General features: G+C 66.8%; 20 protein-coding genes and 1 riboswitch. Of the genes, 16 read left to right on the plus strand and 4 right to left on the minus strand.

The window, feature by feature from the left end; all coding sequences use genetic code 11:
- Positions 1-163: 163 nt before the first annotated feature.
- On the minus strand, positions 164-1,741 hold the full coding sequence (locus VG561_RS20265; RefSeq protein WP_075076028.1) for a BCCT family transporter: 1,578 nt from the start codon (positions 1,739-1,741) through the stop codon (positions 164-166).
- Between the two features lie 265 nt (positions 1,742-2,006).
- A riboswitch (TPP riboswitch) is annotated at positions 2,007-2,108 on the plus strand.
- 82 nt (positions 2,109-2,190) lie between these two features.
- Between VG561_RS20265 and thiC the strand changes: the two genes are divergently transcribed.
- The 6 genes from thiC (at position 2,191) to VG561_RS20295 (ending at position 11,677) form a co-directional block, all read left to right on the plus strand.
- Positions 2,191-4,035 carry a phosphomethylpyrimidine synthase ThiC gene (thiC, locus tag VG561_RS20270; protein ID WP_032955989.1) on the plus strand — a complete coding sequence of 615 codons (1,845 nt, stop codon included), beginning with the start codon at positions 2,191-2,193 and terminating at the stop codon, positions 4,033-4,035.
- A 93-nt stretch (positions 4,036-4,128) separates the two neighbouring features.
- Positions 4,129-4,800, plus strand: a complete 672-nt coding sequence (locus VG561_RS20275) for an ion channel (RefSeq protein WP_014648329.1) — start codon at positions 4,129-4,131, stop codon at positions 4,798-4,800.
- A 259-nt stretch (positions 4,801-5,059) separates the two neighbouring features.
- The gene (locus VG561_RS20280) at positions 5,060-7,384 is read left to right on the plus strand and encodes a winged helix-turn-helix domain-containing protein (protein ID WP_262093068.1); all 2,325 of its coding nucleotides are present in this window, start codon (positions 5,060-5,062) and stop codon (positions 7,382-7,384) included.
- 115 nt (positions 7,385-7,499) lie between these two features.
- Positions 7,500-8,399 carry a helix-turn-helix transcriptional regulator gene (locus tag VG561_RS20285; RefSeq protein WP_032955994.1) on the plus strand — a complete coding sequence of 300 codons (900 nt, stop codon included), beginning with the start codon at positions 7,500-7,502 and terminating at the stop codon, positions 8,397-8,399.
- A gap of 49 nt (positions 8,400-8,448) precedes the next feature.
- Positions 8,449-11,298, plus strand: a complete 2,850-nt coding sequence (locus VG561_RS20290) for a TonB-dependent receptor plug domain-containing protein (RefSeq protein WP_014648326.1) — start codon at positions 8,449-8,451, stop codon at positions 11,296-11,298.
- A 169-nt stretch (positions 11,299-11,467) separates the two neighbouring features.
- Positions 11,468-11,677, plus strand: coding sequence for a hypothetical protein (locus VG561_RS20295; protein ID WP_014648325.1), 210 nt, complete (start codon positions 11,468-11,470; stop codon positions 11,675-11,677).
- Between the two features lie 59 nt (positions 11,678-11,736).
- Here the strand turns inward: VG561_RS20295 and VG561_RS20300 are convergent, their stop codons facing one another.
- Both VG561_RS20300 and ppa read right to left on the minus strand, forming a co-directional pair.
- Positions 11,737-12,858, minus strand: coding sequence for an HDOD domain-containing protein (locus VG561_RS20300; protein ID WP_014038392.1), 1,122 nt, complete (start codon positions 12,856-12,858; stop codon positions 11,737-11,739).
- 152 nt (positions 12,859-13,010) lie between these two features.
- Positions 13,011-13,547 (minus strand): inorganic diphosphatase, encoded by a 537-nt coding sequence (ppa, locus tag VG561_RS20305; RefSeq protein WP_005410935.1) that lies wholly within the window; start codon positions 13,545-13,547, stop codon positions 13,011-13,013.
- Positions 13,548-13,735: 188 nt separating this feature from the next.
- Between ppa and VG561_RS20310 the strand changes: the two genes are divergently transcribed.
- The 5 genes from VG561_RS20310 to VG561_RS20330 all read left to right on the plus strand — a co-directional run bounded on the left by VG561_RS20310 (position 13,736) and on the right by VG561_RS20330 (position 19,467).
- On the plus strand, positions 13,736-14,227 hold the full coding sequence (locus tag VG561_RS20310; RefSeq protein ID WP_142235203.1) for a hypothetical protein: 492 nt from the start codon (positions 13,736-13,738) through the stop codon (positions 14,225-14,227).
- Complete coding sequence (locus tag VG561_RS20315; protein WP_126411340.1) at positions 14,227-14,700, plus strand: hypothetical protein; 474 nt, start codon at positions 14,227-14,229, stop codon at positions 14,698-14,700. Before VG561_RS20310 ends, VG561_RS20315 begins: the two co-directional genes overlap by 1 nt.
- 84 nt (positions 14,701-14,784) lie before the next feature.
- Positions 14,785-15,285, plus strand: coding sequence for an RNA polymerase sigma factor (locus VG561_RS20320; protein WP_014038389.1), 501 nt, complete (start codon positions 14,785-14,787; stop codon positions 15,283-15,285).
- 105 nt (positions 15,286-15,390) lie between these two features.
- Positions 15,391-16,326: a FecR family protein gene (locus VG561_RS20325; RefSeq protein WP_142235204.1), complete on the plus strand. Its 936-nt coding sequence runs from the start codon at positions 15,391-15,393 to the stop codon at positions 16,324-16,326.
- 222 nt (positions 16,327-16,548) lie between these two features.
- Entirely contained in the window at positions 16,549-19,467 is a 2,919-nt protein-coding gene (locus tag VG561_RS20330) for a TonB-dependent receptor (RefSeq protein WP_142235205.1), read from the plus strand.
- 115 nt (positions 19,468-19,582) lie between these two features.
- Here the strand turns inward: VG561_RS20330 and VG561_RS20335 are convergent, their stop codons facing one another.
- The gene (locus VG561_RS20335) at positions 19,583-19,840 is read right to left on the minus strand and encodes a DUF2789 domain-containing protein (RefSeq protein ID WP_006390068.1); all 258 of its coding nucleotides are present in this window, start codon (positions 19,838-19,840) and stop codon (positions 19,583-19,585) included.
- Between the two features lie 105 nt (positions 19,841-19,945).
- Here VG561_RS20335 and VG561_RS20340 point away from each other — a divergent pair, with 105 nt between their 5' ends.
- From VG561_RS20340 to VG561_RS20360, 5 genes are read left to right on the plus strand one after another with little or no spacing between them, the layout of a single operon-like run.
- Positions 19,946-20,533, plus strand: coding sequence for a biliverdin-producing heme oxygenase (locus VG561_RS20340; RefSeq protein WP_262093070.1), 588 nt, complete (start codon positions 19,946-19,948; stop codon positions 20,531-20,533).
- 31 nt (positions 20,534-20,564) lie between these two features.
- Complete coding sequence (locus VG561_RS20345) at positions 20,565-21,032, plus strand: YbaN family protein (protein ID WP_053495203.1); 468 nt, start codon at positions 20,565-20,567, stop codon at positions 21,030-21,032.
- Complete coding sequence (gene exbB / locus VG561_RS20350) at positions 21,019-21,747, plus strand: tonB-system energizer ExbB (RefSeq protein WP_014648318.1); 729 nt, start codon at positions 21,019-21,021, stop codon at positions 21,745-21,747. The genes VG561_RS20345 and exbB overlap by 14 nt, the downstream gene beginning before the upstream one ends.
- Before the next feature lie 9 nt (positions 21,748-21,756).
- Positions 21,757-22,182, plus strand: a complete 426-nt coding sequence (gene exbD / locus VG561_RS20355) for a TonB system transport protein ExbD (RefSeq protein WP_142235208.1) — start codon at positions 21,757-21,759, stop codon at positions 22,180-22,182.
- On the plus strand, positions 22,179-22,901 hold the full coding sequence (locus VG561_RS20360) for an energy transducer TonB (RefSeq protein ID WP_046432361.1): 723 nt from the start codon (positions 22,179-22,181) through the stop codon (positions 22,899-22,901). Before exbD ends, VG561_RS20360 begins: the two co-directional genes overlap by 4 nt.

The following is a 22,901-nucleotide window of genomic DNA, read 5'->3' on the forward strand; positions in this document are numbered from 1 at the left end:
GCCATGGATGGCGCCATCGAGCCCCCATGGATGGGTTCACGGCGTGTCCTGCCCACCCACACCGCCTCGCCCAGCCAGCAGTAACCCAGAGCCGCTTTGGCTTCTGCACTTGCACTTGCACTTGCTTGAAAAAAGCGGTGCAGCCGCAGGCTGCAAAACACCCTCAATCCTGATCGTGCGCGCGCGCGGCCTCGGCCTGCGTCTCCTCCTGTGCCGCCATCTCGCGTGCGATCCACGCATCGATCATGTGCCGCTGGCGCTGCGCCTGCCGCCGCTCCCGCGTGTACTCCTGGTCCAGCACCCGGTACAGCGACACCATCACCAGCACCATCAGCAGCGCGAATGGCAACGCCGCAATCGTGATCATGCCCTGCAGTGCATCCAGGCCACCGGCCAGCAGCAAGGCCGCTGCGATCAACGCCACCGCAATGCCCCAGGCCAGCTTGCGCTTCAACGGAGGATCGCCTGCTTCGTCAGTGGACATGCTGGCCAGCACCAGTACCGCCGAGTCGGCCGAGGTCACGAAGAAGATCATCAGCAGTACCAGTGCGATGCACGACAGCAGCAGCGGCAGCGGCATGCTGTCGAACAGCGTGAACAGCACGGTCTCGTAGCCATTGCCCAGCGCCTGCACCAGGTCGGCATGGCCGAAGATCTGTGCCCACAGCGCGGTGCCGCCGAATACCGCGAACCAGAAGAAGCCCAGCAGCGTCGGCGCGAGCACTACGCCGATCACGAACTCGCGCACGCTGCGGCCGCGCGAGATGCGTGCGATGAACGACCCCACGAACGGTGCCCACGAGATCCACCAGGCCCAGTAGAAGATTGTCCAGTCCGCCACCCAGGTGCTGCCGGAGAACGGTGACATGCGCAGGCTCATCGTCACCAGCTGGTTGAGGTAGGAGCCCAGCGTGGTGGTGAAGGTATCGAAGATGAAGCCGGTCGGCCCCAGCACCAGCAGGATGGCGGCCAGCAGGGCAGCCAACGCCAGGTTGAAATTGGACAGCCACTTCACACCTCGCTCCACGCCACTGGCGGTGGAGGCCATGTACAGCACGAAGGCGACGGCAATGATGGTCATCTGCACGGCGACGGTAGCCTGCACGCCGAACACGCGCTCGATGCCGGCGGCGATCTGGATGGTGCCGAAGCCCAGCGTAGTCGCGACACCGATCGCGGTGGCGACCACTGCAGCGATGTTGACCGCCCTACCGATCCAGCCGCGATGGTGGCGGCCGATGATCGGCTGCAGCATGTCGCTGACCAGGCCGCGGCCGTTGCGGTTGAACTGGAACCAGGCCATTGCCAGCCCGATCAGCGCATAGATGGCCCACGGGTGCAGGCCCCAGTGGAAGAATGCATAGCGCATCGAGGCGCGTGCCGCATCCAGGCTCTGCGGAGCAAGCCCTTCCGGTGGCTTGCTGAAGTGCGAAATGGGCTCGGCGGCGCCCCAGAACACCAGGCCGATGCCCATGCCGGCGGCGAACAGCATCGACATCCAGCTGGCTCGCGAGAACTCGGGCTCGGCGTCTTCGCCACCGATGCGCAGGTTGCCGAAGCGACCGAAAGCCAGGTACATCAGGAACACCAGGGCCAGGAATACCACCAGCAGGTACAGCCAGCCGACGCTGCGGATGACTTCTGCCAGCATCGACTGCACCACGGCATTGAAGGGGCCTGGTGCAATACCGGCAAGCAGCACCAGCAGGAGAACCAGTGCGATGGAAACGCGAAACACCATGAAGGAGCTTCTCCGATCAAGGGATTGAGGGGAGCGAGCAGAGCTTGCAGCGAAGGACCGGCGGCATGCAGCGCGAACCGGGCAGGGGCCGCGTCGGCGGCGAAGGACGCATCGGTCGCTGGAGGGCGACGGACGTGCACGTTACTGAACGCGACGTCATGGTTCTGTTAACGAACAACGATCCGGATCAGATCCGCTTTCCACAGGAAAGCGGATCTGACCGCGGGGGCAACTCCCGGAGCGGGCGGTCTATGCTCTAATGCACGCCAAGAAGCGGGGGTACCGCGGCCATGTGGCCACGGTTGAGACAGTCCCTTGGAACCTGATCCGGCTCATACCGGCGTAGGGAAGCTTTGCAGTGCAGCCGTGCCCGGACACCGCCCAAGGACCGTCCGTGCGCGGTCGCAGTGCGCCGCCGCTTCGTCCCTGACCTTCCTGGACGATGCCCGATGAACGCACAGCTCTCCGCCCTGCAGCAACAGGCCCAGCAACTCTCCGAATCCGTGACCCGGCCCATTCCCGGCTCGCGCAAGATCCACGTACCCGGTTCGCGTCCGGATCTGCAGGTGCCGATGCGCGAGATCGCGTTGACCCGCACGCCGACGCTGTTCGGCGGCGAGGAGAATGCACCGGTCACGGTCTACGATACGTCGGGCCCGTACACCGATCCGGACGCGCGTATCGATCTGTCCGCGGGCCTGCCGGCGCTGCGTCGTGGCTGGGTGGAGGAGCGCGGCGATACCGAACAGCTCGACGGCCTGAGTTCGTCGTTCGGCCGCGACCGCGAGCACGATCCGAAGCTCGATGCTGTGCGCTTCCCCACACGCAGCCTGCCGCGACGTGCACGTGCAGGCGCGAACGTCACCCAGATGCACTATGCGCGCCGCGGCATCATCACGCCGGAAATGGAATTCGTCGCCATCCGCGAAAACCAGCGGCTGGACGCGATCCGCGATGCCGGCCTGCTGCAGCAGCACCCGGGCGAGGCGTTCGGCGCCTCGATCCAGAAGATCATCACGCCGGAGTTCGTGCGCGATGAAATCGCCCGTGGCCGTGCGGTGCTGCCCAACAACATCAACCACCCGGAAAGCGAGCCGATGATCATCGGCCGCAACTTCCTGACCAAGATCAACGCCAACATCGGCAACAGCGCGGTGTCCTCGGGCATTGCCGAAGAGGTGGAGAAACTGGTGTGGGCGATCCGCTGGGGTGGTGACACCGTGATGGACCTGTCCACCGGCAAGCACATCCACGAAACCCGCGAGTGGATCATCCGCAATTCGCCGGTGGCGATCGGTACCGTGCCGATCTACCAGGCGCTGGAGAAGGTCGACGGCCGCGCCGAAGCGCTCACCTGGGAGATCTTCCGCGACACGCTGATCGAGCAGGCCGAGCAGGGCGTGGACTACTTCACCATCCACGCCGGCGTACTGCTGCGCTACGTGCCGCTCACCGCCAAGCGCGTGACCGGGATCGTCAGCCGTGGTGGTTCGATCATGGCCAAGTGGTGCCTGGCGCACCACAGGGAGAATTTCCTCTACACGCACTTCGAAGATATCTGCGAGATCATGAAGGCCTATGACGTGACCTTCTCGCTGGGTGACGGCCTGCGCCCGGGCTGCATCGCCGATGCCAACGACGCGGCGCAGTTCGGTGAGCTGGAGACGCTGGGTGAGCTCACCAAGATCGCCTGGAAGCATGATGTGCAGACCATGATCGAAGGCCCCGGCCACGTGCCGATGCAGCTGATCAAGGAGAACATGGACAAGCAGCTGCGCGAATGCGGCGAAGCGCCGTTCTACACGCTGGGGCCGCTGACCACCGACATCGCGCCGGGCTACGACCACATCACCAGCGCGATCGGTGCGGCGATGATCGGTTGGTTCGGCACGGCGATGCTCTGCTACGTGACGCCGAAGGAACACCTCGGCCTGCCCAATCGCCAGGACGTGCGTGACGGCATCATGGCCTACCGCATCGCCGCGCATGCGGCCGACCTGGCCAAGGGCCATCCGGGCGCGCAGGTACGCGACAACGCACTGAGCAAGGCGCGCTTCGAGTTCCGCTGGGAAGACCAGTTCCACCTTGGCCTGGATCCGGAGAAGGCCAGGGAGTTCCATGACGAAACGCTGCCGAAGGATGCGCACAAGCTGTCGCACTTCTGCTCGATGTGCGGCCCGCACTTCTGTTCGATGAAGATCACCCAGGATGTGCGTGACTACGCCGAGGCCGGCATGAAGGAGAAGTCGGAGGAGTTCCGCGCCGCGGGTGCCGAGGTCTACCACCAGGGGTGATGCGCAGACGGTGGTGCCGGCCCGCGGCCGGCACTACCGCTCATCACGCCGCTCCCGGCTATCCTCCGCCCATCATCCCGGGGAAAGGACACCATGCCTGTTGCCATGACCACCCGTTGGCTGGCCATTGCCCGCCGGCATCCTTCGGCCTGGTTGCTGGGCGCGCAGCTGCTGGCGGTGCTGCTGTATCCCGCGCTGGATGACACCGCCGCCGGCCGCGCGGCACTGGGCATGTTCGGCATGGCGGTACTCGGCCTGGCGCTGTGGGTGGTCCAGCGCAGCCCGCTGGGCACCTGGCTGGCGCTGTTGCTGGCCATTCCCTCGGTGGTGTTCTCGTTGGCAGGCGCATTGCTCGAGCGCACCGCATTGCTGACCACCGCGCAGGTGCTGGAGAGCCTGCTGTACTTCTACACGGCTGGCGCCCTGATTGCCTACATGCTCCAGGATCACAAGGTCACCCGCGACGAACTGTTCGCAGCTGGCGCAACCTTCACCCTGCTGGCGTGGGCGTTCGCCTTCGCGTTCGCGGTGTGCCAGCAGTGGTATCCGGGCAGTTTCCAGGGCACCGGCGGGCAGGCGCAGCGCAGTTGGATGGAGCTGCTTTATCTCAGCTTCAGCTTGCTGTCTGGAGTCGGCTTGAGTGATGTCGTGCCGCTTCATCCACAGGCACGAGCACTGGTCATGCTGGAGCAGTTTTCCGGCGTGATGTACGTGGCTTTGGTGGTTTCGCGGCTGGTCGGATTGACCATGCTGCGGCGCATGTGAAAATGAACGCCAGATAAAAATTTCGCGCCCAAGAGGGCGCGAATGATGTCGCGAATTATGTGAATGCGTCGGCGAGAGAGAGCCTGATGTCGACCACGCGATAGGCGAGGTAACTTGCATAGGCTAGTATTCGCGCGCTCGATTGTTTTTGCGGTATGCGCCGATGCTTTGTGCGGAGTCTGGCTTTTCGCTGTTCCCAGGACGGGACCGTAACGAAGGCAAACACTGCCCGGGACCTGTCTCTACTGTGTAGCAGAAAATGAACAGCAGCGAAATACAGCCCCCCGTGTCCGATCGGATACGGATAGGAGAGTGCATCGTCACTCTGTCCTCGCGCGAAGTCGAGGTCGTCGGTGCGCGTCGTCCGCGCCGGCTGACGCCGAAGGCGCTGGGCGTGCTGCGCGTGCTGCTGCGGCAGCCGGGCCGTGTGGTCACCCGCGACGAGTTGTTCGCCGAGGTGTGGCCGGACACGCTGCCGACCAACGATGTGCTGACCCAGGCCGTCACCCAGCTGCGCAAGGCGTTCAGCAACGACGACGACAGCGGCCAGGCCTACATCGAGACCATTGCCAAGACCGGCTATCGGCTTCTGGTACCGGTACAGGCGCTGGACGATGCGGAGCCGTCGGCTGCGGGCTTGCCTGACGACGAAGGTGTGGACGTGCAGCCCGCACTCGCCGCCGCTGCGGTGCTGCCCGCGCGCGCGCAGGAATCGCGCCGCCGCTGGCGCCATGTCCGCCGCCGCGTGCTGCTGGCGCTGGGCGTGTTGATGCTGGCCACGCTGCTGGTGATGACCACGCTGCTGCTGCGCCGCGCACCGGCCAGCAGTTCGCCGGTGGAGGCCGCCGTGGAGAACGGCACGCGGGTGATCGGCAGCCCCCAGCGCCCCTATCGGTTGATCACCGCAACCAGCGGCTTTGAAACCTATCCCACGCTGTCACCGGATGGTTCGCTGGTGGCCTATGAAGGCGCCAACGAAGATGGCAACGGCGGTGGTGCGATCAAGGTACAGACCTCCGGCAACGCGCCGGCGCGCCAGTTGCTGGCGCCGCCGGCCGGTGCCGTCGATCGATTCCCGAACTGGTCGCCGGATGGTCGCGAAATTGCCTTCGCACGGTTCTCCGCCGACGGTGGCTGCCAGGTGCTGATCGCCAGCGCAACCGGTGGCGCCCTGCGCCAGGCCACGCGCTGCGATGGCACCGAGCTGCTCAGCTTCGACTGGACGCCCGATGGTCGCGGCCTGGTGTTCGGCAGCATGGTCGGGCGCTACGCGCACCGTGGCATCCGCGTGCTGGACCTGGCCAGTGGTCAGTGGCGCGCGCTGGCGTACAGCGTCGACCAGGACGACTTCGACTACGCACCGCGTTACTCGCCCGATGGGCAATGGCTGGTGTTCGTGCGCAATCCGCAGCTGGGCGATCTGTGGCGGGTGCCGGCCGCAGGCGGTACGCCCGAGCAGCTGACCAACGAGGCGGCAGAGCTGCGCGGATGGGCCTGGCTGGACGATGGCCGCACCATCGTGTTCGGTCGCCGCGTCGACAGCGAGGCGCGGCTCTATTATCTGGACGTCGAGCGGCACACGCTGCGCGATGCCGGCCTGGATGATGCGCAGTGGCCCGCCGTGTCGCGACGTGGCGGGATGCTGGCCTTCGTCCACCGGCGCGCGCAGTTCGGCGTGTTCAAGGTGCCGGTGCAGGGCAGCGGCGCGCCCGAGCGCCTGTTTGCATCCAGTGGCCGCGATGGGCAGCCGATGGCAGCGCCGGATGGCCGTCAGCTGGTCTTCACCTCGGATCGCTCCGGCAGCTTCGCACTGTGGTGGGCGGACATGCAGCGGCCGGATTCGCTGCGCCCCGTTGAAGGGCTGCGGCCGGAAGCGCGGCAGGCACCGGACTGGTCGGCCGACAGCCGCCAGCTGCTCGTGGTCGGCCGCGACGCGCATGGGCGCACGGTGGTCTACGAGATCGCGCCACGCGATGAACGCCTGCAACCTTTGCCGGTCCCGGCCGAACAGCCGCTGCAGGCCCTGTATGGCGCGTCGCCGGAGCAGTTGTTTGTGGTCGAGCGCGATGCCGACCAGCGCACCCGGTTGAGTCTGTTCGACCGCAGCACCCAGCCCTGGCGCCGGTTGGCCAGCATCGAAGGGGTGTCGCAGGCGCGCTTCGACCGCAGCAGTGGCCGCGTGTTGTTCACCCGCCTGGCCGCCGGTGGCCTGTGGTCGGCCGATGCCGCGTTGTCGTCGGGCAGCGTGCAGCAGATCAGCGATGACCGGCCCAGCCGCTGGCGATACCGGGCCTGGACCGTGGCCGGCAACACTGGCGTCGGTTACCTCGGCACTTCGAGCACGTGTGGCACCACCTTCGTGCGCATCCTGCCCGGCCGCGCGGAGCCGGAACGCTGCCTGGATGCGGAACGGCTCAGCGCCGGCAACGGACTCAGCGCCAGCGCTGACGGGCGTGACCTGTTCGTGGCGATGGCGGTCAGCGATGGTGCCGACATCGGTGTGATGCGGTTGCCCGAACGCCCCCCCGCGCTGTTTCCGGCGTTCTCCAAGTTATTGTTTTTCAGTGGAAATGGGCCTTCGTAATTTCTTCGTCTGGATCTCGTCGCGAATTCGTGGCGATCTCGTCGGACTTTCCTGACGCGGTGCCGCCTGATTAGGCAAAACGGAGTCCTGTACTAGGCAAATCCGTGGTGCCCCCATGCGTCAACTCTCGCTGGCCGATCGCGGCCAAACCGTCTCCCTGGACCGGTCGCTCGACGATGTCACGCCGACCTGCCTGGGCGTGGCCCGGCTGGGCAGCCTGCAGACCGCCGGCTCCAGCTTCACTGTCTGGATGCAGGTGCGTGGCAGTTCGTGGGTGGAGGCCAAGGAAGGACGATTCCGCCTGCGCCAGGGCGAGTGGATCGCCTTCGAAAAGGAATCGCGGCCGTTGGTGCAGGCCGGTCGCAACGGGTTGTGCGTTGGCCTGAACCTGAACGTTGAAGCGCTTCGCGTGCTGACCGAGATGGCCGACTGTGGCCTGTATGCCGGTCGTGGCCGCATGAACCGCAGTGACGCCCGCGTTGCGCTGCGCTTGTGGCGCGATGCGCTGGCCAGCGGCCAGCCGGCCCAGGCCTTGCGTCCGCTGCTGCTGCACCTTGCTGGCCTGCAGCGTGGCCTGGCCGACAACGTGCAGCGCTGCCCAGGCCGCTCGCGCAGCCGCAAGCGCCAGGTGTTCGGCCGCATGCAGCGTGCGCGCCTCTATCTGGAAGGCAACAGCCACCGGGTGGTGCGCATCGGCGAACTGGCCGAACTGACCAACTTCTCCAGCTGGTACCTCTCCAAGACCTTCCAGAGCCTGTACGAGGAAAGCCCGCAGTCGCTTTCGGCACGACTGCGCCTCGAACGCGCCGCTGATCTGCTGCGCGACACCGACATGATGGTGGGCGAGGTCGCCGCCGCCAGCGGCTTCGACAACTGCTGCAGCTTCGCGCGTGCGTTCCGCGCCCGCTACGGCCAGTCCGCGTCGCGCTTCAGGGAGAACGGCGGCTTGCTCCCGCCACAATCCGCAAAGTCTCCGGTTGGTTCGCGCAAATACAGCGCTGCAACGCAATCGTAACGTGCTGGGGTGTTTTAACACGCTGCTAACACGTACCTTGGAGAGATAGATGAACGTTCGTAATCCCGCAGTGCGGTTCGGCTTGCTGCCGGCCGGCATTGCGCTGGCGCTGGCGCCGGCCTTTGCTTCGGCTCAGGAAGCAAAGGGCACCACCGACCTGGACCGCATTTCGGTCACCGGCTCGCGCATCCGCGGCGCCTCGGTGGAGACCCAGCAGCCGATCCTGACCATGACCCGCGAATCCCTGGAAAAGCAGGGCTTCTCGAGCGTCGCCGACGTGCTGAACAACCTGACCTCGGCCGGTTCCCCGGCCATTTCGCGTTCGGAGTCGCTGGCTTCGGGCGAGAACGTGGGCGGCTACTACGTCGACATCCGCAACCTGGGCGCCGAGCGCACCCTGGTGCTGATGAACGGCAAGCGCCTGGGCGCTTCGACCTCGGGTCTGCAGGACCTGAGCCAGATCCCGATGTCGGCCGTTGAGCGCATCGAGATCCTGAAGGACGGCGCCTCGTCGATCTACGGTTCCGACGCCATTGCCGGCGTGGTCAACGTGATCACCCGCAAGAACTTCGACGGCGGCGAAGCCAATGTCTACGTCGGCCAGTACGGCAAGGGCGACGGCGACAGCGAAACCTATTCGATGACCCTCGGTGCCCGCGGTGAGCGCGGCAGCCTGACCCTGTCGGCCGAGTACTCGAAGCAGGATCCGGTGTGGGCCAAGGACCGCTGGTACAGCCGTGACGGCTCGCTGGGTCCGAACTCCACCTCGGCTGATTGGAGCCCGATCAGCCAGAACGGCAGCTGGTGCAACCCGAAGCTGTACGACTGCAGCAAGTCGAGCGCGGTGTGGCAGACCCTGAACCCGGGTGGCAATCCGAAGAACCCGAACGACTACCACGCGATCACCGAAGACGAGTTCGCCAACTCGAACGAGCAGATGACCCTGCTGACCGGTGTGAAGCGCAAGTCGGTCTACATCAACGGCACCTACGACTTCACCGATTCGATCAGCCTGAACACCGACGTGCTCTACAACGAGCGCCAGACCTTCCAGCAGATCGCCGGCTATCCGTACCAGTCCGCTTCCAAGTCGATCAACACCCCGCTGTCGGCAGACAGCGCCTTCAACCCGGTTGGCCAGGACGTCAGCTTCCGCCGCCGCCTGTGGGAAGTGCCGCGTACCACTGACAGCCAGCTGAAGACCCTGCGCTTCGCTCCGACCCTGACCGGCTTCTTCGAGCTGGGTGGCAAGACCTTCGACTGGGATGTCGGCGCGCTGTGGAACCGCAACGAGTCGATCAAGAGCAACCGCGGTGACATGAGCCTGATCGGCGCGCGTCAGGCGCTGGGCCCGTCGTTCATCGATGCCGGCGGCGTTGCCCGCTGCGGCACCGCCGCCAACCCGATCCTGGGCGATTGCCGTCCGTGGAACCCGCTGCTGCCGTACGGCGTTGAGGGTCAGGGCTCGCTGGCGAACCAGGAGCTGCAGGACTTCCTGTTCCCGACCTTCACCACCCGTGGCGTCACCAAGACCACCAGCTTCACCGCCAACCTGTCGGGCGCCATCGTGACCCTGCCGGCCGGCGACCTGGGCTTCGCCCTGGGTGTCGAGCACCGCAAGGAAGAAGGCAGCTACGTGCCGGACGCCTTCGCACAGTCGGGCCAGTCCACCGGCCTGGGCCAGAAGCCGACCCGCGGCCAGTACGATCTGAACGAGGTCTACCTCGAACTGAACGTGCCGCTGCTGGCCGACATGGCCTTCGCCAAGGAACTGACCCTGAACGTTGCCAGCCGTTATTCGGACTACAGCAACTTCGGTGGCACCACCAACAGCAAGTTCGGCCTGACCTGGCGTCCGCTGGATGAACTGCTGGTCCGCGGCACCTACGCCGAGGGCTTCCGCGCTCCGACCATCAGCGACCTGTACGGTGGCCTGAGCTCGAGCTTCGAGTCCTACATCGATCCGTGCGGCGTGAAGGCTCCGGGCAGCGTTGCAGGCAATGCCGCGTGCTCCGGCGCAGGCGTGCCGGCCAACTACGTGCAGCTGGGCCAGGCAGGCAAGGAATGTTCGACCCTGCCGTGCCAGTCGGGTGACCAGTTCATCTCGGGTGCCAATCCGAACCTGAAGCCGGAAACCTCCAAGAGCACCACCTTCGGCCTGGTGTGGAGCCCGCGTTGGGTGCAGGGCCTGGACGTGTCGCTGGATTGGTACAAGTACGAAATCAGCGACATGATCATCGCTGACAGCGTCGACCGCATCCTGCGTGACTGCTACGTGCTGGGTAACGCTTCGCGCTGCTCGAGCGTGACCCGTGCGGCTGACGGCCATGTCAGTGCGATCACCTACGGCACCGCCAACCTCGGCAAGATGGAAACCCAGGGCTACGATCTGGGCATCAAGTACCGCCTGCCGGAACTGGCCATTGGTCAGTTCAGCATCGACTGGCAGACCAGCTACACCGCCAAGTACGACGAGCAGCGCCAGAACAGCGCGGGCGACAACATCATGGTCGGCCGCGTCAGCGAGCCGGGCCTGTTCCGCGTGCGTTCGAACCTGGGCGTCAACTGGCAGTACGGCGATTTCGGTGTGAACTACACCGCGCGCTACTACTCGGGCATGAAGGAAAGCTGCATCTCGCTGGCTGACGGCTGGTGCGATGCTCCGAACCACATGGCCAACGGTGAGACCGATCCGCTGCGTCACACCGGTTCCAACACCTTCCACGACCTGCAGGTCAGCTGGAAGGCGCCGTGGGATGCGACCATCGCCCTGGGCGCGAACAATGTGTTCGACCACAAGGGTGCCCTGCAGTACTCGGCTCCGAACTCGGCGTTCGCCTACTACGGCGGCTTCGACGTGGGTCGCTTCCTGTACATGAAGTACACCCAGCGCTTCTGATCCATCGAAGTGCGGTAGCAACAGAAGGAGGGCGGACCGCAAGGTCCGCCCTTTTTCTTGTAGGGGAATTCCGGAAATTGTTGGAAGGTGAGCGCAGTCACGGTCCCGTCGTGTCGTAATCAACACAGTCAGGAGGTCCACTACCGGACGCTTGCATGTGGAGAGGGATATGAAGAACACGTTGCTGCGGCAGGCATCGGCCGCTGCATTGATCTACGCAACGCTGGTGGGCGCAGTGTTCGCGCAGGGCCTCGGGGTCTGCGGCGGTGGGCTCTACTGTGAGGAGTTCCGCCAGCAGTGCCTGGCCAGTGGCAAGTCACCGGTCATCTGCGAGTCGCAGTACCGTCGCTGCGTGCAGGACGCCTGCGGTACCCGCTGATATGGAAGGGGCGCACCTTGTGGGTGCGCCCTCTGTCATCCGGACATCATGCAACGCGCTCAGGCGTCGCTGGGCACCAGTCCCATCAGCGCATTGGCGTGTTCGCGCCATTGCGGCAGTTTGTTCAGCACGCCTGCGCGCTGCAGGTAGTCCTCGTCCACCGGATCGCCATTGACCAGCGCCAGGGCCACGTGCACCGCACCGGTCACCCAGAAGCTGCGGGTGTTGGCGCGCTGCGGCTGCAGGTGGAAGGCCACCGCTTCGATGATCGGCATCGGCAGGCCCCACAGGCCCAGCAGGTAGGCGCCGGCCTCGGCATGGCCAGGGCGGGTGTCGCCGGCCAGCGAGGGCTCGCTGCGCTCGTTGCGCACACCCGGCAGCAGCAGGCCGATGTCGGCCAGCAGCGCGGCAGTCGCTCCCAGTTCGGCACTGGATTCGGGCAGCAGGCGTGCGGCGAGCCGCGAGGCCAGCAGTGCGCGCTGTTGCAGCGAGTTGCGCTCGGCGGCCGACAGCGTCGGTGCGGAGAACACTTCGCTGGCCAGCACCAGGTCACGCAGCGTGGCCAGGCCCAGCCGGGTCACGGCGGTGCGCAGGTCGGCAATGGTGCGGCCCTGGCTGAAGAAGGCCGAGTTCGACAGTTGCAGCACCTTGGCGGCGATCGCCGGATCGGCGGCGACCAGCTTGGCGACATCGGCACTGTCGGCGTCGTCGTCATGTTCCAGGGCCTGGGTCAGGCTCAGGTACAGGTGCGGCGGCGAGGGCAGTTTCTCGATACGGCCGATGGCATCGCGCAGGCGCGGGCTGTCCAGCACTTCGCGCAGTTCTTCCAGGCTGGTCAGTGCCTCCAGCAGCACTTCCGGCGCCAGCGGCAGCGGCAGGAAGCGGTGGGCGACACCAATGAGGCGCGCCGGCGGCGGCCGGTTGCCATGCTGCGCATCGACCAGCGCGATGCGGATGGTCTCCGGGCGCAAGGTCCGGATCTGCCCCAGCAGCGTGGTGGCATTGAGATCCGGCAATTGCGGGCAGACGATCACCGCGTCCACGCCCTGCGTGGCCACCGCGGTCATCGCGGCCTGGCCATCGGTGGCGGTCAACGGCTGCCAGTCTTCCCCAAGATCGGCAATGAATTCGGTCAGCTCGGCCGGCAGGCTGGCTGCATCCCCAACAAGCAGAATACGCACGACACATTCCCCTGGCTGTCTCGACGATGGATGTCGATGACGTGTGAAGTGACGCAATTTACCTAATACGGCAGCAAGAGTGATGTGCCGTCGTCATGAAACGTGACCCGCATCGCTCCGGCAGGGTACCGCCGGAGCGATCCGGTTCAGGCTCAGGCCTTGCTGTCGAGATGGCGCTGGTGCGCCTCGATCAGGATCTGCTTGGCCTCAGCGGCGCCGCCCCAACCGTCCAGCTTGACCCACTTGCCCTTCTCCAGGTCCTTGTAGTGCTCGAAGAAGTGGCCGATGCGCTCCAGCCAGTGGCTCGAGACCTGGGCGATGTCTTCGACGTGGGCGTAGCCGCTGAAGATCTTCGAGACCGGCACGGCCAGGATCTTCTCGTCGCTGCCCGCCTCATCGCTCATCTTCAGCACGCCGACCGGACGGCAGCGCACGACCGAGCCCGGCACCAGCGGCAGCGGCAGCACCACCAGCACGTCGGCCGGATCGCCGTCGCCACACAGCGTGCTCGGCACGTAGCCGTAGTTGCACGGGTAGCGCATCGGGGTGGAGAGGATGCGGTCGACGAAGATCGCGCCGGTTTCCTTGTCCACTTCGTACTTCACCGGCTCCGAGTCCTTCGGGATCTCGATGATGACGTTGATTTCTTCCGGCGGGTTCTTGCCGGGCGAGACGAGTTCCAGACCCATGGTGTGCTCCAGGTGGGGGGGATATAGACGGATAGCTCACCATTTTATGCCTTTGCCGGGCGCTGTGCAGCGGGCGGGTGGCCGACTTGCCGACGCGGCAAGGCCTGACGGGGGGCGCCGCCCTTGGCCGATGGGCCAGGAGGGTCTGCCGGCGCAGGCTGGACGCTCATTCCCGAGGAGTTCCGCCGATGTCCTGGTATGCCCGATGCATGGGGGTCGTGCTGTTGCTGGCGTCCCTGCCTGTCTCCGCCCGCGGTCTGCACGTGGACCTGATCGATTACCCCCGGCCCGAGGCCAACTGGGAGCGCGCCTACGGGCTGCAGGCCGCCCTGGCAAGGGAGTTCGACCGGCTCTGTGCCGATACCTGGTGCGAAGGTGAGTACAGCAACTACCGGGTGATGGAGGTCCGCTGCGCGGTGCTGGCCCATCGCGGAACGGTGCAGCGCTGTGCCTGGGTGGTGGTGGCCAGCGAGCTGGCCGTGCAGGCCGATACCGGGGAGGTGCAGGTCGACAATGGCCGCTGGGTCTGTCCGTTGGAGTTGGGGCCAGGGGTACCTGTTGACGCCTTCCATGCTTCACTGGAAGCACCAGATGGCCTGACGGCGAACCTGCCTGGACTTGACCATGGCCTGTTCGACGCGCTGCCGGAGTGCCTCCGGAAGACCGGGAGGGTGGGGTGATGCGCGTCTTCCCGGCACGATGGCTGGTCTGCGCGCTGCTGATGGCAGCCAACGCCCAGGCGACCCCTCAATTTGTCGATGCCCGTGACTACCCGAATCCGGCAACCGGGCGCGAGCGCTTCCTGGCGGCCGAACGTCTGTTGGTGCGCGGCTTTGACGATATCTGTGGGGATACCTTCTGCGAAGGGCAGTATTACAACCTGCGGGCGATGCGCTTGCGTTGCTCAGTGCAGCGGGCCACCGGTGTCGTGGCCCGTTGTGTCTGGACGTTCGCCGGGAGCTACACCTGGGTCCAGAAGACCGGGCAGATCGATGTTGATCAGGGACGCTATGCCTGCATGCTGCCACTGGCGGCGGGAACCCGCCTGGACGAGCTGCTGGCAGCGTGGGAGCGCGCCGGGCATGAAGCCCTGCATGCCACCCTGCCCGGAACCAGCACCCACGTTTACGAGGGGCTGACTGATTGCCTGTGACCATTTCGACAATGCAAACGTGACTGATTCGCATTTGCGGAGTAGCATGCGCGGCGCCTCCCGTCTGTCGTCCCGGCTCCGCGCATGTCCTCCAATGCTGCCTCCCTTACCGAACTGCTGATCCGCGAGCGGCCAGCGCTGCTGCGCCGGGTGCAACGGATACTGGGGGGCGACAACGGCGCCGAGGACGTGATCCAGGCGGTGTGGTTCAAGGCGCGTGGGGTCGATGACAGCCAGGCCATCGACAATCCGCGCGCCTATCTGTACCGGCTGGCCGCCAACCTGGCCACCGACCACGGCCGCGAGTCGACCCGGCGCAACCGCCTGTTGGCCGATCACTACCTGTGGGGGCCGGACGAGGTGATCTCCACCGAAGAGCAGGCCATGGCGCAGGACGAGCTGCAGCGGGTACTCGACGCGGCCGGCCATCTGCCGGAGCCGACCCGCACCATCTTCCGGCTCAACCGCCTTCAGGGCCTGACCCAGGCCGAGATCGCACGCCGCCTTGGGGTATCGGTGACCACGGTGGAGAATCACGTACGCACCGCGCTGCAGCGCCTGGCCTGGGCCCGCAGCGGCCGATGATCGCGCCGCCTTGGGGCTGGCCTTCGCGCAAACGTCTTGATCATTGGACCGTGGATGCGGTCCAGTTTCTCCGCCCCGCGCTTGAATGCGCCTGTCCGCCAGCCGATGAGCCCGCCGAACATGCTGCCTGCCGCCAATGACGATGCCCTGGCCGAGCAGGCCCGGGACTGGATCGCGTGGCTGGCCTCGGGCGATATCAGCGACGCGCGCATGCAGGCGTTCGAACACTGGCTGCAACAGCCGGGGCACCGCAGGGCCTTCGAACACGAGCGCGCGCTGTGGCGCAGCGTCGGGCCGCGAGCGCAGCCGGCCCGCGTGGCTGGTCGACGCCCGCGCCGACGGCGTTGGGCCATGGCTGCGGCGGCAATGCTGGCGATGCTGGTGGCATGGCCGGAGGCGTGGCTGCGCCTGCAGTCCGATCACCGCAGCACGCACCAGGTGCAGAACGTACTGCTGCCTGATGGCAGCCGTGCGGTGCTGGACGCCGACAGTGCGATTGCCGTGCACTTTGATGCGAACGCCCGCCAGGTCGAGCTGTTGCACGGGCGTGCCTGGTTCGAGGTCAGTCCGGATGCGCAGCGACGTTTCAGCGTGCGCGCCGGCAATGGCGTGGTCGAGGACATCTCGACCGCCTTCACCGTGGCGCGGGGCCACGACCAGGTGGAAACCCAGGTCGGGCAGGGCAGGGTACGGATGGCCAGCCCGGTTGACGGTGGCTGGACCTACCTGCAGCAGGGCCAGCGCGCGGCCTACGGTGAACACAGTGGTGTGAGGCGATTGGGGGACGTTGCGGCCGACAGCGTCGGCGCCTGGCGTCAGGGCGAGCTGCTGTTGGAACAGGCCCGCGTCGCTGACGCGGTGCAATGGGTGGGGCGCTATCGCGCTGGCCCGACCTTCGTGCGTGGTGATCTATCGCAGCTGCCGGCGGTAAGCGCGGCGTTGCGCATCGACCGCCCGGAACAGGCGCTGGATGCGCTGGCCGCGACGGCTGGATTGCAGGTGACCCGGCTGCCGCTCGGCGTCGCCATCGTCCATCGGTAGATTCACGCCATTGCCCCGGTGCCGACCAACGGTCGGCACCCACCACTGCAACCAGCCACGCAACCGTCGGCACCTGCTTCGACTGCAAATCCCCTTGGGGTTGCCACGCTTTCATCCGTCTTACTCCGCGAACGTACCCGCCGCCGCCACGTACGTCGCCGTGTCCGCCCGTGTTGCGGATGACGCCGCGTTCGCGGCACCGATTACCTGACAGGTTCCCCCATGTTCGACTTCCATCGCCCGGGCCGCGTGCTGCGCCCGTCCCGCCTGTGCATCGCGTTGCTCGCCGCCGGCCTGGCCAGTGCCGCGCCGTCCGTACTGGCGCAGAGCGCCAGCAGCGACCACGCGGCCGTGCTGCGCTTCGATATTCCGGCGCAACCGCTGGATGACGCGCTGCGCAGCTACATGCGCCAGTCCGGTGTGCAGGTGGTCTATCCCGCATCGCTGGCACGTGGCGTAACCTCTCGCGCGGTCGGCGGCAGCCTGTCGGCCAACGAGGCGCTGCAGCAGCTGCTGCAGGGCAGTGGCCTGGCAGTGCGCCGGGTCAGCGCCGATGCGGTCACCCTGGAAGCGGCAACGCCGTTGCAGGCCGACAGTGGTGTGATCGTCACCGACACGCTGAGTGTGGCCGGCGACCGCGTCGGGAGCGGCGCGACCAGTGATGAAGCACGCCTGCTCGACAGCTATCGCAGCGTGGGTTCGACCACCACGCTCAATCGCACGCATCTGGAGCGTTTCCGCGGCACCTCCAACGGCGACATCGTCAAGGGTGTGGCCGGTGTCACCGCCGGTGATCCGCGCGTGGGCAACGGCTTCGACGTCAACATCCGCGGTATCCAGGGCCAGGGCCGCGTGCCGGTGATCATCGACGGTGGCCAGTCCAGCATGGATACCTACCGTGGCTACGCCGGCCAGTCGCAGCGCACCTACCTCGACCCGGACCTGATCTCCAGCCTGACCATCACCAAGGGGCCGAGCCTGCAGGCCAACGCGTCCGGTGGCATCGGCGGCGTGGTCGAGATGGAGACGTTGAAGATCGGTGACGTGCTGCGCGAGGGCCGCGACGTCGGCGTGCGCGTGCGCGGCGGCCTGGCCAATGGCAGTGCCAACAGCCTGCCGTCCTACAGTGCGGCACCGCGCACCGATCGCAGCGCCACCGGCAGCCAGTTCTTCAACGTGGCCGCCGCAGGGCACTGGGACCGCTTCGATCTGGTCGCCGCTTACGCCTACCGTGACAACGGCAACTACTTCTCCGGCCGCCATGGCTACGACGACTTCCCGCAGGATCGGCGCACGCTGGCGCCGCTGAATCCGCCGCGCACCGAGGTTTTCAATACCTCTTCGCGCTCGAAGTCGGCGCTGCTCAAGGGTGCCTGGCGCATCGACGACACGCAGACGCTGGAAGCCGGCTATCGCCGCTATGAAGGCACTGCCGGCGAGATCATGGCCTCGCAGATCATCCGCGTGGATCGTGACCGCATTCCACAGTGGGATCCGGGCCACGTCGACATGGACAGCTACAGCCTGCGCTACCGCTTCAATCCGGACAGCGAGCTGATCGACCTGCGCGTCAACGCCGCGTACACCGACACCGACAGCGTGATGTACAACAGCCTGACCGGCATCACCCCGTGGTACTTCGACCGCCGCACCGAGTGGTACGACGCGCCCAGCTTCAGTGGCGACCCCGGCTACAAGGATGCCTACCGCAATCCGCTGCGACAGAAGCGCTTCGGCCTGGATGTCAGCAATACCTCGAAGTTCGACACCCGGGCCGGCGCGTTCACGCTGGACTACGGCCTGTCCTACAGCGACGAAGACATCGCGCCGGGCAGTTCGGGGCCGGTCATGCACGACGATCTGGTCAACAACCGTTTCCTGCGCAACGCCGAGCGCAAGGAATACAGCGCGGTGGCCTCGCTGAAGTGGCAGCCCGATGAGCACTGGGAGCTGCTGGCCGGTGGCCGCTGGAACCGCGTGGATGTGCATGACCGCAACCGCCTGGCCACGCCTGATGCCTATGAGGTGCAGGGCCAGTACCGCTACACCGAGCTGCTCAATGGCAACCCGGCGCTGCCGTCGTGGCGGGCCAAGCGCATCGCGCTGCTGAACTGGTATCCAGATGCCAACGGCAACTTCACCCAGGAATCGCTGCTGGCCTCGCCGTACAAGAAGGGCACGGTGGCGGACATCGCGGGCTGGAATTTCTACGACGCCGGCAAGGCGCAGGACCTGGAGGTGCCGGTCAGCTGGACCTGGTCGCAGCCGATCCGCCGTCGCGACAGCGCGTTCTCGCCGACCGCCAGCGTGGCCTACCGCTTCAGCGAAGACACCCTGGTCTACGTGAAGTACGCCGAAGGCACCAAGCTGCCGAGCCTGTTCGAGACCACGCTGGGCCTGTTCACCGCCGCCAAACCGGTGGGCGAGCTTAAGCCGGAGCGCGCGCGCAGCTGGGAAATCGGCGCCAGCACCCTCCGCCACGACCTGTTCACTGCCGGCGACCGCCTGGCGCTGAAGCTGGCGTATTTCGATACCCGTATCGACGACCTGATCACCCGTGACTACCGCACGCTGTCGGCGGGCCTGATCCGCAACGTCGACCAGTTCAAGGTTTCGGGCATGGAGTTCCAGTCCAGCTATGACAGCGGCAAGGTATTTGCCGATCTGTCCGCGCACTACTACTCCAAGGCCAAGACCTGCGCGCCGGACATCGCCGCCGAGCGCCGTGCCTATGGGGCGCAGCGCAGGAACGGCGAGCTGGCCAACACGCCCGACTGCGTGGACGGCGGCTTCGAGGGCTCGTACACCAATACCCAGAACCCGCCGCGCTACATGGTCAACCTGACCCTGGGCTCGCGCCTGTTCGACGAGCGCCTGACCTTCGGCACCCGCGTGGTCCACAACGCTGGCCCGATCAGCAAGCTGGACAAGGACTGGAACGTGGGCCTGTCGGCGATCCAGCAGTTGTACCGGCCGACCACGCTGGTCGACCTGTTCGCCAGCTGGAGCTTCAACGACCAGCTCTCGGTGGAAGCCGGCGTGGACAACCTGACCGATCGTTACTACCTGGACCCGCTGGCCCTGGGCGTGATGCCGGCACCGGGCCGTACGGCCCGGCTGGCGTTGACCTGGAAGTACTGATCGGTCGCGGATGAGCGCTGGGGTCGGATCCCTTTCCTCCGGAAAGGATGAGCGGCGGGGTCGGATCCCTTTCCTCCGGAAAGGGCTCTGACCCCACCAGCGGGGGATACCCCGCTTACAGCCCCGTCGCCGCCTTCACCGCGTCCTCGTGCAGCGACTCGTTCAGCTCATCCACCACGGTGGTCCATGCCGCATCGGCCTGCAGCGACTCGGACAGAAACTGGCGCTGCGCATCGTTCCAGTACGGTGCCTCGACCACTTCCACATCGGTGGCCAGCTGGTGCTCGCGGATGAAGCGGGCGATGCCCTCGGCGCTGGCGTCCAGGCCCAGCTGCAGGAACAGGTTGGTCATGCGCGGTTCGGTGGTGATCATCGTCGGTTCCTGCGGTAGAAGGGATGCGCCATTATCGGCGCACATAGCCTTGGGGAAAGCCCCGTGGCGAACGTCTACAGCAGGACGACCCCCTTGGCATCCCTCATGAACGCACACACCGCCCCTGAAGACAGCCGCAGCCTGCGGCTCAAGGCCGCCACCCGCGACAGCCATGGCGCCCTGGACAAGCGCATCATGGCCGGTGACATCTTCGCCGACCGCAGCAACTTCGCCCGGTTCCTGCGCGTGCAGTACCGCTTCCATCGCAGCATCGATGCGCTGTATGCCAACGCTGCGCTGGACGCACTGCTGCCGGACCTGGGCGAGCGCCGCCGCCTGGCCCAGGTGGCGCGCGACCTGCAGGATCTGGAGCAGACGCTGCCCGGGGCCGACATCGCGGCGTTGCCGTCCGATCTGGAACTGCCCGCCGCGTTGGGGTGGCTGTATGTGGCCGAAGGGTCCAACCTGGGCGGCACCGTGCTGTACAAGATGGCCGCCAGGCTCGGCCTGGATCGTGATTTCGGCGCCCGCCACCTGGCCGCGCATCCGGATGGCGCGGCGCGCCACTGGCGCGAGTTCACCGCTGCGCTGGACGCGGTACCGCTGAGTGCCAGGCAGGAGCAGCAGGTGATCGATGCGGCCGACGCCGCGTTCCGCAGCGTGCACGGCCACGTCGAAGTGGAATTCGCCTGATGCCTGGTGCCCGCCTGCGGATGCAGCGCTGATGCGTTGGCTCTGGTTCGCGCTGGGATGGTTGATGGTCGGCCTCGGGGTGATCGGCGCGTTGCTGCCGGTGATGCCGACCACCATCTTCCTGATCCTCGCCGTGGGCTGCTTCGCACGCAGCTCGCCGAAGTTCGAGCAGCGCCTGCTGGCGCATCCGCGCTACGGCCCGTCACTGCGGCTGTGGCGTGAGCAGGGTGCGGTGTCGCGCAAGGGCAAGGCATTCGCCAGTGCCGGCATGGCCGTCGGTTTTGCGCTGTTCTGCTGGGGAGCGCACCCGTCGTGGCGCCTGCTGCTGGGCGTGGGCCTGTTCTTCGCGGTCAGCGCCGGCTACGTGCTCAGCCGACCCGCGCCGCGGCTGCAGCCCCATCCGGTCGTGGAAGTGGACGACGCCAATGATCCGCGTGCGACCCGCCGTCGCGCAGCGACCCCTGATGCTGATGGAAACCGAGACGATGCTGCCTGCTGACCTGGCCCCTGTGGCCGCCCCCGCATTGACCCCGTGGGGCATGTACCTGGCCGCCGACGTGGTGGTGAAGGCCGTGATGATCGCGCTGGCACTGGCGTCGCTGGCCACCTGGACCGTGCTGCTGGCCAAGGGCTGGGAGCTGGCGCGGCAGGCCCGGCAGCTGCGTGCGGCACGCGCGCTGTTGCTGCAGTCCGCACAGCTGCCGACGCAGAGCGAAGAAGCGACCCTGCAACAGGGCGCTGCACTGACGATGCTGGACGCTGCACGCACCGAACTGCGCCTGTCGCAGGAGCTGGACAGCCACGACGGCATCAAGGAGCGCGTCGCCTCGCGCCTGGAACGCATCGAGCTGGAAACCGCGCGCGTGCAGCGGCGCGGTATCGGCGCGCTCGCCAGCATCGGCGCGGTGGCGCCGTTCGTCGGCCTGTTCGGTACGGTGTGGGGGATCATGAACAGTTTCATCGGCATCGCCCACAGCAACACCACCAGCCTGGCGGTGGTTGCGCCCGGCATCGCCGAGGCCCTGTTGGCGACAGCGCTCGGCCTGGTCGCGGCGATTCCCGCGGTGCTGGTCTACAACCATTTCAGCCGCGTGCTGGCCGGCCTGCGGGGGCTGCTCGGCGATCTGTCGGCGGCCGTGCAGCAGCTGGTGTCGCGCGATCTTGATCGTGCCGTCCCGCGTGCCGCTGCGGCGCCGCTGCGCGCGGTGCACTGAGGCGCGACGATGGCGATCAGGACCGCGTCCGACCGCGACGATGCCCCCGAAGAAGCGCACGAGATCAATGTCACGCCCTTCATCGACGTGATGCTGGTGCTGTTGATCATCTTCATGGTGACCGCACCGCTGGCCACGGTGTCGGTGCCGGTGCAGCTGCCGGCCAGCAGCGCCAATGCCGCGCCGCCGGAACAGGCACCGGTGTACGTGACCGTGCAGGCCGACCTGTCGCTGCGCGTCGGCGAGCAGGCGGTGGCGCGTGACGGGCTGGCGGCTGCATTGCAGGTGGCCACCCACAGTGATACCGCGCAACGCATCTTCCTGCGCGCCGACACCCGCGTGCCCTACGGCGAATTGATGGCCACCTTGGATGCGCTGCGTGCGGCGGGCTACCTGAAGGTGGCACTGGTCGGCCTGGAGCAGCGCACGCAATGAGCGGACTGCGGCGCTGGGCGACCAGCCTGGCGATCGTACTGCTGGTGCACGCGCTGTTGATCGGCGCGGCCTGCTGGTGGGTGGCGCGCGCACCGGTGCAGGCTGCAACGGCTCCCCCGGCAGCGCTGACGCTGGAGCTGGCGCCGATGGCGCAGGCACCGCCGGCGCCGCCGCGCGAGGTCGCCACCGGGCCGCTGCAGCAGCAACAGCAGCGGCAGCAGGCGCCAGCGCCAGCCGTGCGTGAGCAACCCAAGGCACCCGTGCAGCCGCAGGGTGAGCTGCCTCCGCCAGAAGCGCCGGAACCAGCGCCCGCGCCGGACAGCGCCGATGCCAACGTCGCGCAGACCAGCGCACCGCCGCAGGTGGCCGCCGACGCTGCCGCACGCTACACCGCGCCGCAGACCACGGCGGGTGAGCGCAGTCGTGCCGAGGCGACCTGGGAAGGACGCCTGCTCGGGCACCTGCAGCAGCACCGGCGCTATCCACGCCAGGCCGAGCGGCTGCGCCAGCAGGGCGTGGTCTACGTGCGCTTTGCCGTGGCCCGCGATGGCGCGGTCTCGGGGTTGAAACTGGGCCGCAGCAGTGGCTTCGCGCTGCTCGACCAGGAGACGCTGGACACCGTGCAGCGGGCCAGCCCGCTGCCGGCGCCGCCGGCCGAAATGGCCGGCGACCCGGTGGAAGTGATGGTGCCGGTGTCGTTCTTCCTGCGTGGGCGGTGA

The organism is Stenotrophomonas sp. CASM110 (assembly GCF_049384345.1).
Lineage (GTDB): Bacteria > Pseudomonadota > Gammaproteobacteria > Xanthomonadales > Xanthomonadaceae > Stenotrophomonas > Stenotrophomonas muris.